Below are 12,785 nucleotides of genomic sequence, written 5' to 3'. Positions count from 1 at the left end.
GGCGCGAAACGCCCATAGCACCACCAGACCCCAGGCGCGGTGGCCCTCCCCCCCCCCCCCCCGCCCCCTCCCCCGTCGATCTAGGGCATATCGTCGCTAGTTGATCTACGAAAGCAACGATATGCCCTAGATCGACGGGGCTGCGCGGCGCGAGGCGCTTGGGGTACGCGCGGCGCGACGCGCACGGGGGGCGCGACGCGCGCGACGCGCGCGCGGGGACACGCGCGGGCGCGCGCGGGGAGCACGGGGGCGCGACAGCCCGCGCCAACATGCACCGCACCAACACAGCGCGCGCGAACCGAGGCGCACCGCGGCTAGCGCTTGTCTCCGGCCCACGAACCGCCCCGGTACAGCGTGCCGCGTCCGTCCGGATCGGGCACGGCACGGTCCGGCCCGACCTGCTCCGAGGGGGCGGTGCCACCGGAGGCTCGCCGGGCACGTAGTACGCGGGACCCGACGAACCAGGCGACGGCGGCCACGCAGGCCACGATCACCACGTTCTGGAGAATGCCGACGTACCCCTCGACGAGGTGCCAGTTGTCGCCGAGCAGGTAACCGGCCAGCACGAAGGTGGTGTTCCAGATCAGGCTGCCCAGCGTGGTGTAGAACAGGAACGTGGTCACCGGCATCCGCTCCACCCCGGCCGGGATGGAGATCATGCTCCGGAAGATCGGGATCATCCGACCGAAGAACACCGCCTTCACACCGTGGCGGAGAAACCACGCCTCGGTACGGTCCACGTCGCTGAGCTTCACCAGTGGCAGCCGGGACACGATGGCGCGCGTCCGGTCCCGGCCCAGCGATGCCCCGATCAGATAGAGCGCCAGCGCGCCCAACACCGAGCCGAGCGTGGTCCAGAAGATCGCGCCGACCAGGCTGATCCGGCCCTGGGCGGCCACAAAGCCCGCCAGCGGCAGGATCACCTCGCTGGGAATCGGCGGGAACAGGTTCTCCAGCGCGACCGCGAGGCCGGCGCCCGGCCCGCCGAGTCGTTCCACCAGGTCGCTGACGTACCCGACGATCCCGCCCTGCGGCGGCTCGGCCGCAACCGCGGGTCTTCCGGTGGCGAGCACGGCGTGCGACGTTCGCATCATGTTTCCACGCTACGAAGTGAACCTGAGAGGTAGCCAAGAGGCGGACCGCCCGGGCGCGCGGGACGAACGCGCCCCGCTGCGGCTCGCGGTGGCGCAGCCGCCGTGCGTACCCCTGGATGTCGCGGCGAACGCGCGGGCGCACGCCGCCGCGGTCCGCGCGGCGCGCGCCCGGGTGGTGCTCTTTCCGGAGCTTTCCTTGACCGGGTACGAGTTGGAAGCCCCGGTCGTGCCGGTCGACGATCCCCGGTTGGCGCCGCTGGTCGAGGCGTGCGCCGAGGCGGGCGCGCTGGCCCTGGCCGGCGCACCGGTCGCCGGTGACCACATCGCGATGCTGGCCGTGACCGGCGAGGGGGTACGGGTGGCGTACCGCAAGGTGTGGCTGGGTGACGCGGAGGCCCGGCGGTTCCGGCCGGGCGACGCGCCGGCGGTGCTCGATGTGGACGGTTGGCGGTTGGGGCTGGCGATCTGCAAGGACAGCGGCGTTGCCGCGCACGCGGCGCAGACCGCCGCGCTCGGGATGGACGTGTACGCGGCGGGTGTGTTGGAGTTCGCCAGCGATGCCGCCGTGCCGGACCAGCGGGCACACCGGATCGCCACCGGGCATCGGGTCTGGGTGGCGGTGGCGAGCTTCGCCGGATCCACCGGTGGCGGTTACACCGAGGCCGCCGGCCGGTCGGCCATCTGGACACCGAAGGGCGAGGTGTACGCCCGGGCGGGCACCGAGCCGGGCGAGGTGGTCGGCGCCAGCCTCGACTGAGCGTGGTGCGGGCGATCCGCCCGGCTAGGGTGGTCCGGTGATCTCCGGGCGGCTGGTGCAGGTGCGGCGTTATCCGGTGAAGTCGCTGCTGGGCGAGCGGCTGCCGGCCGCCGAGGTGGGCGAGACCGGCGTCGCGGGTGACCGCGCGTTGGCCCTGCTGGATCGGGAGACCGGTCGGGTGGCCAGCGCCAAGCAACCGCACCGGTGGCGCGCGTTGCTCACCCTGCGGGCGACCGGCGCGGCACCCGACCCGGCGCGAATCACCCTGCCCGACGGCCGGCAGATGTCCACCGCGGAGTCCGACATCGACGTGGCGCTCTCGGCGGCGGTGGGCCGCCCCGTGACGCTGGTCGACACCGTGCCGGCCGACGCCACGCTGCTGCGGTCCCACCCGGACGCGGTACTGGCCGCCGGGTTGGCGCACGAGGTCCCGGCGGACGAGAATCGGCTCGGGTCCCTGGTGCCCGGGACGTTCTTCGACTTCGCTCCGATCCACCTGGTCACCACCGCCACGCTGGACCGGATCGCCGCCGACCTGCCGCCCGGGGCCGGCACGGTGGAGCGTTACCGGACCAACCTGGTGCTCGACACTCCCGGCGACGCGTTCGGCGAGAACGACTGGATCGGCCAGGAACTGCGGATCGGTCCAGACCTGGTGCTCGCCGTGCTCGCCCCGACGCCGCGCTGCGCAGTGCCCACGCTGGCCCACGGTCCGCTGCCCCGGGAGACCGAGGCCCTGCGGGTGCCCGCCCGCCTGAACCGGGTCGAGCCGGTGCCGGGCGTGGGCGCGCAGCCGTGCGTCGGGGCGTACGCCCGGGTTGTCCGCGCCGGTCGCGTGGGCGAGGGCGATCCGGTCCGGGTCGGCTGACGTTCACAGTCGGATCGGGCATGATCGAAACCATGAGCACGCTCCCTCCACGACTGTCCGTGATCACCCTGGGCGCGCGGGACATCGCCGCGTTGCGCTCGTTCTACCGATCGCTGGGCTGGCCTGAGCTGCCGGCCAGCGACGACGGCTGGTCCGCGTTCCTGCTCGGTGGCGTTCTGTTCGCGCTCTATCCACTGCCGGAGCTGGCCGCCGAGGCGGGGCCCGGCGTCGCGGCGCCGGCCGGTGGTTGGTCCGGCGTCACCATGGCCTGCAACGTGGACACCCGTGGGCAGGTCGACACCGCCTTCACCGACGCCGTCACGGCGGGCGCGACCGTGGTGGCTGAGCCGACCGACCGGTCCTGGGGCGGGCGATCGGCCTACATCGCCGATCCCGAGGGCAACCGCTGGGAGATCGCGTGGGCGGGCACGGCCGTCTTCGACGAGCGCGGTGCACTCCTCTCCTTCGGGTGAGCAGGGCCGCCGCCGGCCTCGCCGCTTGACAAGCCACCCGTTCCAGAGTGGACGATGCGACGTGCGAATTCTTGTGGTGGGTGGAAGTGGTCTGATCGGCGCCCATGTCGTGGAGGTGCTGCGCGAGCGCGGCCACGAGGTGACCACCGTGGCGCGTACCGCCCGTGCGGGCGTCGACCACCTGGTCGATGTCGAGTCGGCCTCGATCGAGGAGCTCCGGCCGTTGCTGGCCGGCCAGGACGGCGTGGTGTACGCGACCCGGACGGACGAGCAGCGCCCGGTGCGTAAGCCGATCTATCCGGTGTTCCGCCGGGACAACGTCGAGCCCGTGGTGCGACTGTTCACCGCCGCGCGCCACGAGGGCCTCACCCGCGGGGTCATCATGGGCTCGTACTACACCTACTACGAACGGCTGCATCCGCAGTGGCGGCTCGCGGCCCGCCACACGTACATCCGCTGCAGGGTGGAGCAGGCCCGGGAGGGACGCGCGGCCGCCGGCCCGGAGCTACCGGTCGCCGTCATCGAGTTGCCCTTCGTCTTCGGCCGTGCCGGTGATCGGCTACCCAACTGGGCCGGCCCGCTGGACCGGTGGGCGCGGTCCCGCGCACCCCTGGTGGCCCCCGTCGGCGGCACCGCGGCGGTCTCGGCACGCAGCGTGGCCGACGTCGCGGTTGACGCTCTGGAGCAGCGTCGCGGTACGGATCTGCCGATCGCCGACGAGAACCTCACCTGGGACGAGATGCTCGCGCGCATCGCCGAGGCGGTCGGCCGCCGTCGCCGCGTCGCCCGTCTGCCCGCCAGCGTGGCGAAGGCCGCCCTACGACTGGGCGGCGCGCTACAGGCCCTCGGCCGGAAGGAGTCGGGCGTCAACCCGAGTCACCTCGCCGAGCTTCTGCTGGCCGACCTGTTCATCGAGCCCACCACCGGCCGCCCACTGGACCCGGCCCTCCGCGAGACCTTCCCGCACAGCGACGAACGCTTGAGCTGACACCCGACGAGCGATTCTCAAGTTCTCCTCAGTACTGCGGCTGTTCGGTCCGGTACGCCGAGATGGTTGCGATCATCGATGCCACCACGGATGTGGCACGAGGCGCGGTGACCGTGCTTCGGACGGGCACAAGGAGGATCCTGTGCGCAAGACATCGAAGAAGTCGTTAGGACTGCTGCTGGCCGCTGGCGCGGTGGCCGGGGCGTTGGTCGCCCCGGCTCCCGCGAGTGCCGCGGTCACCTGCGGCGTCACCGTGACGTACGGCCTCTGGAAGCACATCCCCGACACCGCGACCTGGAACCGGTCGTGGACCTGGAACTTCAAGAACTGCAGCTACAACGTCGTCAAGCGCAAGGTCGTCGTCAACAACGGGCCGGACAGCTCCTGCCGGTCGATCGCGTACGGCGTCATCTCCACCTTCAAGGCGACCGAGACCAACACGCTCGGCGTCCACACCATGCAGTACTCGAGCACCCCCGCCTGCTAGGAACGACGAACGGCACCGTAGCGGCGGCCATCCGGGTGGCCGCCGCCGCGGAGCCGCCAGTCCGGTACGGCTCCCCCTGGCCTCGGCCGCTATCGTCGCCACATGCCCGAACTGATCGCCCCGACCGTCCGCCTGCACACCGCCTGGCTCGAGTCGCATCACGAGTGGGGGCCCGGGGTCCACGAGGACGGCGCCGGGCTGCTGCCCTCGGACGAGGTGGAGTCGGCCGCCGGCTTCGCGGCCTGGATCGCCCGGCTGTCGGACGAGTCGGATCCGGCGAAGCCGTTGAGCGAAGGTCGGGTGCACTGCACGTACCGATGGGTCGTCGAGGGCGATCGCATCCTCGGCGCGATCGCGTTGCGGCACGAGCTGAACGACTACCTGCTGCGGGTCGGCGGCAACATCGGGTACGGCATCCGACCGTCCGCGCGCCGGCGTGGGCTGGCCACCTGGGCACTGGGCCGGATGCTCGACGAAGCGCGGGCGCTGGGCCTGGATCGGGTGCTGGTCACCTGCGAGGAGCAGAACATCGCCTCGGCGAAGACGATCGAGCGCCACGGCGGCGTCCTGGAGGACGTCCGGGACACCGAACTCGGGCCTGCGCGTCGTTACTGGATCACGCTCTAGCCCACCAGCCGGTGTCGTTGAAGCGCCGCAGCGTCCACCGGGCGGGTGGCCAGCGGGTGGTGTCGTCCTCGGTGGTCCATTCGGTGATGGACGCCGGGGCCACCTCCATGTCGAACGCCCGAAAGAGCGGCTGGGCGGCGAGCGCGTGGAATCCACTTTCGACGGTCTCGCTGTGGCCGACCAGGACGATCGTGCTGCCCTGGTGCCGCTGTGCGATCTCCACGATCGCCCGGCTGACGCGGACCACCAGCTCGGCCCAGCTCTCGTTGCCCTTCTCGAACGGCCGGAACACACCCCCGCCCTCGACGGCGTGATCGGCCTGGAAGGTGGCGATCGGCAGCCCGTCGGCGTACGACGGCGTGTGCCAGGTGCACAGGCCGCAGTCCGCGATTGGACGGATGCCGAAGGCGGCGGCGATGGGTTGCGCGGTCTCGACGGCTCGGCGCAGCACGGACGAGTAGACCACCAACGGCCGGTCGACCGCCAGGTTGCCGGCGAGCTGGCTGGCCAGCTTGTGTGCCTGGTCCTGGCCCCGGTCGGTCAGGCCCTGGCAGCCGTGCGGACCGCCCACGAAACCCTCGACCTGGTGCACCGACTCGCCGTGCCGTACGAAGATGAGCCGTGTCCGCATCGGACCATCATGCCAGCGGTGCTGACGGAGTGTCAGTCGTCGGTACGGCCGGTGGAGAAATCGACGGCCTGGGTAAGTAGTGCGTCGAGCTGAGCGCCCGTCCGCGCCGGCAGCCGACCCCGGTCGACCAGCTCGGCAATGCGCTCGCGCAGCTCGGCGACGTGCTTGGCGCGGTCCTTCGAGCGGCGGTTGAGGTCGGCCAGGTCGTCGCGCAGGTCCTCGGCGGTCTTGCGGTCGATCTCGCCGCGGGCCTGCGCCTGGGAGAGTATCGCGGCGAACTCGTTGCTGACCTGCCGGAGGCTGACCGGCACCTGCTGGCCGCCGGTCGACGGCGCGGCGCTGCTGGCGGTCGCCGGCGGCGAGGACGGCGCTGCGGGCGTCGGGCTCTTCGTGGTGGGCGCCGGTGCCGGGGCGCTGGTCGGCGTGGGGCCGGCGACCTGCGAGGAGTCGGGTGCGCCGAGCTCCTGGGCGAGCAGCGCGCCGAGGCCGACCAGCGCCGCGAGGCCGGCCGCGACCAGCACGGCCAGGGGTCGGCGCGATCGGCGGCGGCGCGGCGCGACGCCATCCGGGGCGGCGGGCGGGCGGGCCGCTGACCGGTCGATCAGGGTGGGCGGGTGCGCCGCCGGCAGGATGCGCAACAGCTCGGTGGGCGGCTCGACCGGCTGGCCGGCGCCGAACCGGGTGGCGAGCTGTGCCGCGGTCGGCCGACGGGTCGGGTCGGCGGACAGGCAGGCGACGGTCAGCTCGGCGATGTCGGACGGCAGGCCGGACACCCGCAGTGGCGCCACGGGGGTGCCGCGCCGGTGCACCTCCAACGCGTCCTCCCAGCTCTGCACCGGCAGCGGCGCCTGGCCGGTGAGGGTGCGATAGAGCAGCGCGCCGAGGGCGTACACATCGCTGGCCGGGTCGGGCGGGCCGGCGACCAGCCGCTCGGGTGCGAAGTATGCCGGAGTGCCCATCAGTGGCTCGCCGGTCTGCCCGGCCAGCGGGTGATGCGGCCCACCGAGCGCGGCGATGCCGAAGTCGAGCACCTTGGCACCGGTGTCGGTGAGCATGACGTTGCCCGGCTTGACGTCGCGGTGCACCACGCCGATCCGGTGCGCGGCGGCCAGCGCCGCGGCGATCTGCCCGGCCACCCGGACGGCCTCCGGCCACGGCAGCGGCCCGGCACGCAGCCGGTCGGCCAGGTTGTAGCCATCGACCAACTCCATGACCAGGTACGGCACCACGGCGCCGCCGGCCAGGGTCGCCTCGGCGTAGTCGTACACCTGGGTCACGTGCGGGTGGGTCAGCCGGGCGGCCGCGCGGGCCTCACGCTGGATGGTGGCCCGCAGCTGCGGGTCGGCGGCGAGCTGCCCGGCGAGCACCTTGATCGCGACCGGTCGGCCGAGCACCTCGTCGTCGGCCCGCCACACCTCGGACATGCCTCCGAGACCGATCCGCTCGTGCAGAACGTAGCGGTCGTGGAGACGGAGAGTGGGGGTGAACGGCGACATGGCCTACCCAGTTTGCCTGGCCGATCCCGTACCGACCACCCGCGCCGCCCGGTCCCGACCCACTCCTCCCCTGCGTACCGAAATGGCCGGTCGTGCGGGTGGCGGAGAGCGGGGCGCCGGGCCGACCGATGGCCGGCCCGGCCCGGTGGGTCGGTCAGGAGCAGCGTGGGACGGCGGGCAGCGGGCGCTGGCCGGGGCGGCCTCGGGGACGTCGTCGAAGCCGGTCACCGAGATCGGCCGGCGGGGGTGAGCGGGCCGGCCGGAGTCAGGGCCGGCGGGCGACCGCGCCGTACATGCTGACCTCGGCAACCGAGGGGCGCGGCTCCGGCTCGTCCTCGGCCCGCCACTCGGCGACCGAGGTGATGCCCGGCTCGACCACGTCGAGGTCGACGAAGAAGCGGGTGAACTCGCCCCGGGTACGCAGATTGATCAGCCCGTGCGGGCCGCCGCCCTTGGCCGCGGCCTTGGCCTCCTCGGCGATCTGCGGGGGCAGGTAGTCGTGCGTGGCGTGCGAGGCGGCCAGGTAGCTGCCCGCCGGCAGCGCGTCGAGCAGTCGCCGCACCAGCGCGTACGGGTCGTCGCCGTCGGGCAGGAAGTGCAGGACCGCCACCAGCATGAGCCCGACCGGCTGCGACAGGTCGATGGTGCGCAGCAGCTCCGGGTGGGTGAGGATCTGCTCCGGGTCACGCAGGTCGGCGTCGATGTAGGCGGTGGCGCCCTCGGCGGTGCTGCTCAGCAGCGCCCGGGCGTGGGCGAGCACGATCGGGTCGTTGTCCACATAGACCACGCGGGACTCCGGCGCGATGGCCTGGGCGACCTCGTGGGTGTTGTTGGCGGTCGGGATGCCGGTGCCGATGTCGAGGAACTGCCGGATGCCGACCTCGCGAGCCAGGTAGCCGGCCGCGCGCTGCAGGAAGCGGCGGTTCTCCAGAGCGGCGGTGCGGATGGTCGGGAAGCCGGCCGCTATCGCGTCGCCGGACTCCCGGTCGGCCTGGAAGTTGTCCTTGCCGCCCAGCCAGTAGTTGTAGCGGCGGGCCGGATGGGCGATCGAGGTGTCGATCCGGTCGCTCACGGAGCCGGTCGTGCTACCCGAAGCATCGGTGGTCAAGGCTGCCTCCACGACTCGGCGCACACCCGCTCGGTGCTGTCCGTCCACTGTCGCCGGTCGCTGACCATGCTAGTAGCAACCGCCGCGCGGCCGCCGCCCCGCTCGCGGTGTCAGCGCGCGTAGAGGTCGTCGAGCAGCCGGCCGAGAATCTCCGGCGTACGCTCCGGCGGCTCGGCCTCGACACAGAGGCGTTCCATCGCCACGGCGTAATAGTCCAGGTCGTCGCGCTTGTCGAGGTAGATGGCGCTGGTGAGCTGTTCGATGTAGACGATGTCCGGCAGCTCCTGGTCGCCGAAACGCAGGATGGTGAAGGCGCCACCGGCGGCGGCGTGGCCACCGGCGGCGAACGGGATGACCTGGAGCCGAATGTTGGGCGACTTGGTCGCTTCGATGAGCGCGGTCAACTGGCCACGCATCACGTCGACGCCACCGATCGGGCGGCGCAGCACCGCCTCGTCCACCACGGCCCAGAGCTGGGGCGGGTGCTCGCGACGGAGCAACTGCTGGCGCTGCATCCGCAGCCCGACCCGGCGGTCGATCTCGGCGGGGCCGGCCGCGCCGTGGCCCAGCAGGACGACTGCCCGGGCGTACTCCCGGGTCTGCAGGAGGCCGGGGACGAACTGCACCTCGTAGCTGCGGATCAGCGCGGCGGCCGCCTCCAGGCCCAGGTACGACTGGAACCAGGTGGGCAGCACGTCGCCGTAACGGTGCCACCAGCCGGGGCTGTTGGCGTCCCGGGCGAGCTTGAGTAGCGCCTCGCGCTCCTGCTCCTCGGTGACGCCGTAGAGGGTGAGCAGGTCGGAGACGTCGCGCTCCTTGAAGCCGACCCGACCCAGCTCCATTCGACTGATCTTGGATTCGGAGGCCCGGATCTCCCATCCGGCGCCCTCCCGGGTCACCCCGCTGGATTCCCGCAGGCGCCGCAACTGGGCTCCGAGCAGCATGCGCAGCACGGTCGGCCCGGTCGTCGGGCCGCCCTCGGCGGGAACCATCGTCACGTGCGGACCTCCGGAAACCGACCCTGGTGGTCGGGCGCCCCGGCCCGTCCGACGTGTAAGCATGCCATGAACCGACAGTGAGGTGAACATCCTCCGGACCGGTGTTTCAGTCCCACCGGCGGGACCGCATCCCGGGATGCTCAGTTGATCAGGTTGTCGAAGTCACCGTCGCGCGCGCCGAGCACGAAGGCGGTGATCTCGTCCACTGTGTAGATCAGTGCCGGCCCCTCCGGATGTCGCGAGTTACGGACCGCGATACCGGCGCCACCGGGGAGTTCGGCGAGTTCGACACAGTTGCCGCTGGGGTTGCTGCGGCGACTCTTCTGCCAGCTCAGCGGAGGCAACTGGTGGATCGGAACGCCGTTCGGCGGCTGCTGCATGAGGGTGTCTCTCTGCTCACGGAGCCCGCCGATGCCCGCGCGAGGGGCGCTGCCGGCGAGGGTGCGAATATCGATATCGGACGGTGCTGCACGTGCATCTGCTATTGCATCTGCACCGCACGGCGAGCATGATAACGCACGTGCACGGTGCCCATCCGTTCACAATGAGTTACCCCGAAAGGGGCAACGACCAGGGGAAAACTGGGCCCGACGCGGCATGCGCGCCGCGCCGGCCGAAGGCTGGAGGCGGTCGCCGCGATGGGAGGGCTGGTGCCGGATCCGATGAGTGTCGCCTCCGGCATCTGCGCTGCGGGCGCGCTGCTCTCCTCGTGGCAGCTACGCCGTCGGGCTGTGCGCGCCGAGGCCGAGATCAGTCACCTGCAGGCCGAGCTCGACGCCGAGCGGCACGCCGCCAGCCACGACCCGCTCACCGGGCTGCCGAACCGACGCGCCTTCTACCGTCTCGCGGCCACGCTGCTCACCGACGCGGGCGGGCAGCCACTGGTCGCCGTCGTGCTCGACCTGGACGACTTCAAGCAGATCAACGACCGGTACGGGCACGCGGCCGGCGACCAGGTGCTGATCAGCGTCGCCGATCGGCTGGCCGGGTTCGCCGGGGACAATCTCGTCGCCCGTCTCGGCGGGGACGAGTTCGCCGGCCTGCTCACCAGCCGGACCGTCGACCGACGCTGGATCGCCCACGCCACCCAGCGGCTCAGCGAGACCGTCGCCTCCCCGATCCGCCTCGCCGGGCGCAGCGTCCGGGTGACCGCGTCCGTCGGGCTCGCTCCGGTGACCGGCCCGGCTCAGCTCACCGAGGCGCTCAGCCGCGCCGACGCGGCTATGTATCAGGCCAAGAGCCTGGGCACCACTCGGCCGCCCCGGCAACTCGTCGACAGTGCTCGCCTGGCGGAGCGTTGAGCGAGCCCTCGCCCACGCCGCACCGGATCATCGACGTGCCGGGTCGAGGTTTCGCAGCGCCGCGTCCGCGAGAGTGATCAGTCCGACCGGTGACACCAGTCCCCGCACGATCCGGGCCGCTCGCGTTCGGTCGGCCGCGGTCGCGTCGGCGTCCAGTGCCTGGCTGGTCCAGTCGCTGAGGTCGTCGAGCGCACGGACCGCGAGGAACCAGGCCAACCGGGTCGGATCGATGTCGGCCGGACCGTAGCCGGCGAGGGCGGCCACCTCCTGCTCGGCGGTGATCGGCGCGAAGGCGAGCACTCCGCCGACGACGAACATCAGGTCACACTCGGCTGGGGCGAGCACCGCGTCGTCCCAGTCGATCAGCCAGACCTGCCCGTCCGGGCCGAGCAGCAGGTTGCCCAGGTGCGGGTCGCCGTGGCAGACGACCGACGGGCCGGGCCGCTCGGCGGCGAGCCGCTCGACCTCCTCGATCAGCACGGACACCCGGTCGGCCACCACCGACCAGACGCCCGCCAGGTCGGCGACCAGCGGATCGCCGAGGTCGGGGGCGCGCAGCCGCTCGGCCACCGCGCGGGTAGCGGCCACGATCAAGGGGTACGCCGCACCGCCCGGCGGCAGCAGCCGTCGCAGTTCGTCGGTCACCGGCACCGCGTGCACGGCGGCCAGCACCTCGCCGTACGAGCGCCAGTGCGCGTCGGTCATCGGACCGTCCAGTGCCCGGTGGTCGGACACCCACGGCACCACCGAGAGGCGGCGGCCGTCGCGCTCACTGCACAACCGCCCATCGGGGGTACGCAGCGGCGCCGGGATGCCCGGCACCCCCTGCCCGGCCAGGTACGCCATGACGACCAGGCCCGCCGGTGTGCCGCCACCGCTCAGCTTGACCGCGTACCGGGAACCGTCGGCCGCCTGGCCCAGCCACAGGCGGGCGTGCTGGTCGGCGCCGTGGGTCACCTCGTCCAGTGTGGCCAGGTCGAGGCCGAAGTCGGCCCGGACCCATCCGACCACCCACCGTGACGCGTCCTCGGTCATCCGGACACCATGCCACCGCCGGCGGTTCGGTCCAACGGGTATTCGGTCCCGGTCCGGACGCCGCCGCGTGCGACGCCCGGACCGGGCAGTTCAGCGCAGCGTGGCCAGGTGCCGGTCCAGTGCCGTGTAGGAATCGGCCGCGCCCTGCGCCATGCCGGACTCGGCCATGCCGTCACGCTGCTCGGTGGTGTCGAACCGGGTCGTGCTGGTGACCACGGTACGGCCGTCCTGCTCGTCGAAGACGACCGTCTCCACCGCGACCTGGCCGGGCATGCCCTCGAACTCGAAGGTCTGCACGATCCGCTCCGGCACGACGATCTCCCGGAACTCGCCGCGGAACGCGTAGTCGTTGCCGTCGTCGGCGTGCTCGACGTACCGGTAGTGGCCGCCCTCCCGGAAGTCGATCTCGACGTCCAGCGGGTTACCCCGACCCCACCAGTGCTTCAGGTGCTCGGCCTGGGTGTGCGCGGCGTAGACCAGCTCACGCGGGGCGGCGAAGGAACGGGTGAGGCTGATCTCCCGGTCGGACGGGAGGTCGATCACGAGGTCACGGAGCTCACTCATGGCTGTTTCCCTTCAGGTCGCTCAGGTAGTCGTCCAATGTGTCGTAACGGTCGTCCCAGAGCCGGCGGTACTGCTCGACCCACTCGGCGAGCGTGCGCAGCGGCGCGGGGTCGAGACGGCACCGCCGCCACTGCGCCTCGCGGGTCCGCACGATCAACCCGGCCCGCTCCAGCACGGTGAGGTGCTTGGAGATCGCCTGCACGCTGATCGGGAACGGCTCTGCCAGCTCGTTGACCGTCGCCTCGCCGGTCGCCAACCGGGCCAGGATGGCCCGCCGGGTCGGGTCGGCGAGCGCGGCGAACACGGCGCTGACCGGATCTGCTGTCATCGCCATCCCTCAACCATCCGGCTTATAAAC

Annotated in this window: 16 protein-coding genes; 7 read left to right on the top strand and 9 right to left on the bottom strand. The window is 72.2% G+C overall.

All coding sequences use genetic code 11. The features are described 5' to 3' along the window. Positions 1-314: 314 nt before the first annotated feature. Complete coding sequence (locus ACFQGL_RS06975) at positions 315-1,094, bottom strand: DedA family protein (RefSeq protein ID WP_377507126.1); 780 nt, start codon at positions 1,092-1,094, stop codon at positions 315-317. Between ACFQGL_RS06975 and ACFQGL_RS06970 the strand changes: the two genes are divergently transcribed. The 6 genes from ACFQGL_RS06970 to ACFQGL_RS06945 all read left to right on the top strand — a co-directional run bounded on the left by ACFQGL_RS06970 (position 1,093) and on the right by ACFQGL_RS06945 (position 5,294). Next, positions 1,093-1,851, top strand: a complete 759-nt coding sequence (locus tag ACFQGL_RS06970) for a nitrilase-related carbon-nitrogen hydrolase (protein WP_377507123.1) — start codon at positions 1,093-1,095, stop codon at positions 1,849-1,851. The two genes, ACFQGL_RS06975 and ACFQGL_RS06970, sit on opposite strands and share 2 nt — an antisense overlap. Before the next feature lie 37 nt (positions 1,852-1,888). Beyond that, positions 1,889-2,719: an MOSC domain-containing protein gene (locus ACFQGL_RS06965; protein ID WP_377507120.1), complete on the top strand. Its 831-nt coding sequence runs from the start codon at positions 1,889-1,891 to the stop codon at positions 2,717-2,719. A 32-nt stretch (positions 2,720-2,751) separates the two neighbouring features. After that, a complete protein-coding gene (locus ACFQGL_RS06960) occupies positions 2,752-3,192 on the top strand; it encodes a VOC family protein (RefSeq protein WP_377507117.1) in 441 nt (146 codons plus the stop codon). Positions 3,193-3,253: 61 nt separating this feature from the next. After that, entirely contained in the window at positions 3,254-4,180 is a 927-nt protein-coding gene (locus ACFQGL_RS06955) for an NAD-dependent epimerase/dehydratase family protein (RefSeq protein WP_377507114.1), read from the top strand. A gap of 142 nt (positions 4,181-4,322) precedes the next feature. Further along, positions 4,323-4,667, top strand: coding sequence for a hypothetical protein (locus tag ACFQGL_RS06950; protein ID WP_377507111.1), 345 nt, complete (start codon positions 4,323-4,325; stop codon positions 4,665-4,667). A 102-nt stretch (positions 4,668-4,769) separates the two neighbouring features. Next, positions 4,770-5,294, top strand: coding sequence for a GNAT family N-acetyltransferase (locus ACFQGL_RS06945; protein WP_377507108.1), 525 nt, complete (start codon positions 4,770-4,772; stop codon positions 5,292-5,294). Here ACFQGL_RS06945 and ACFQGL_RS06940 read toward each other — a convergent pair. The 5 genes from ACFQGL_RS06940 to ACFQGL_RS06920 all read right to left on the bottom strand — a co-directional run bounded on the left by ACFQGL_RS06940 (position 5,284) and on the right by ACFQGL_RS06920 (position 9,907). Then, positions 5,284-5,925: a histidine phosphatase family protein gene (locus ACFQGL_RS06940; protein ID WP_377507105.1), complete on the bottom strand. Its 642-nt coding sequence runs from the start codon at positions 5,923-5,925 to the stop codon at positions 5,284-5,286. The two genes, ACFQGL_RS06945 and ACFQGL_RS06940, sit on opposite strands and share 11 nt — an antisense overlap. A gap of 32 nt (positions 5,926-5,957) precedes the next feature. After that, on the bottom strand, positions 5,958-7,421 hold the full coding sequence (locus ACFQGL_RS06935) for a serine/threonine-protein kinase (protein WP_377507102.1): 1,464 nt from the start codon (positions 7,419-7,421) through the stop codon (positions 5,958-5,960). 265 nt (positions 7,422-7,686) lie between these two features. Beyond that, positions 7,687-8,529 (bottom strand): SAM-dependent methyltransferase, encoded by an 843-nt coding sequence (locus ACFQGL_RS06930; protein WP_377507099.1) that lies wholly within the window; start codon positions 8,527-8,529, stop codon positions 7,687-7,689. Positions 8,530-8,639: 110 nt separating this feature from the next. Beyond that, positions 8,640-9,527 carry a helix-turn-helix domain-containing protein gene (locus tag ACFQGL_RS06925; RefSeq protein ID WP_377507096.1) on the bottom strand — a complete coding sequence of 296 codons (888 nt, stop codon included), beginning with the start codon at positions 9,525-9,527 and terminating at the stop codon, positions 8,640-8,642. 140 nt (positions 9,528-9,667) lie between these two features. After that, a complete protein-coding gene (locus ACFQGL_RS06920) occupies positions 9,668-9,907 on the bottom strand; it encodes a DUF397 domain-containing protein (RefSeq protein ID WP_377507094.1) in 240 nt (79 codons plus the stop codon). Positions 9,908-10,177: 270 nt separating this feature from the next. Here ACFQGL_RS06920 and ACFQGL_RS06915 point away from each other — a divergent pair, with 270 nt between their 5' ends. After that, a complete protein-coding gene (locus ACFQGL_RS06915) occupies positions 10,178-10,828 on the top strand; it encodes a GGDEF domain-containing protein (protein WP_377507091.1) in 651 nt (216 codons plus the stop codon). Between the two features lie 27 nt (positions 10,829-10,855). Here ACFQGL_RS06915 and ACFQGL_RS06910 read toward each other — a convergent pair whose 3' ends face one another. From ACFQGL_RS06910 to ACFQGL_RS06900, 3 genes are all read right to left on the bottom strand, one after another. After that, positions 10,856-11,863, bottom strand: a complete 1,008-nt coding sequence (locus tag ACFQGL_RS06910) for a phosphotransferase enzyme family protein (protein ID WP_377507088.1) — start codon at positions 11,861-11,863, stop codon at positions 10,856-10,858. A gap of 90 nt (positions 11,864-11,953) precedes the next feature. Then, the gene (locus ACFQGL_RS06905) at positions 11,954-12,427 is read right to left on the bottom strand and encodes an SRPBCC family protein (protein WP_377507085.1); all 474 of its coding nucleotides are present in this window, start codon (positions 12,425-12,427) and stop codon (positions 11,954-11,956) included. Continuing rightward, complete coding sequence (locus ACFQGL_RS06900; protein WP_377507082.1) at positions 12,420-12,755, bottom strand: ArsR/SmtB family transcription factor; 336 nt, start codon at positions 12,753-12,755, stop codon at positions 12,420-12,422. The genes ACFQGL_RS06905 and ACFQGL_RS06900 overlap by 8 nt, the downstream gene beginning before the upstream one ends. Positions 12,756-12,785: the final 30 nt, after the last annotated feature.

Source organism: Micromonospora vulcania (assembly GCF_042658605.1).
GTDB lineage: Bacteria > Actinomycetota > Actinomycetes > Mycobacteriales > Micromonosporaceae > Micromonospora > Micromonospora vulcania.
This window is presented reverse-complemented; position numbering and strand designations above follow the sequence as displayed.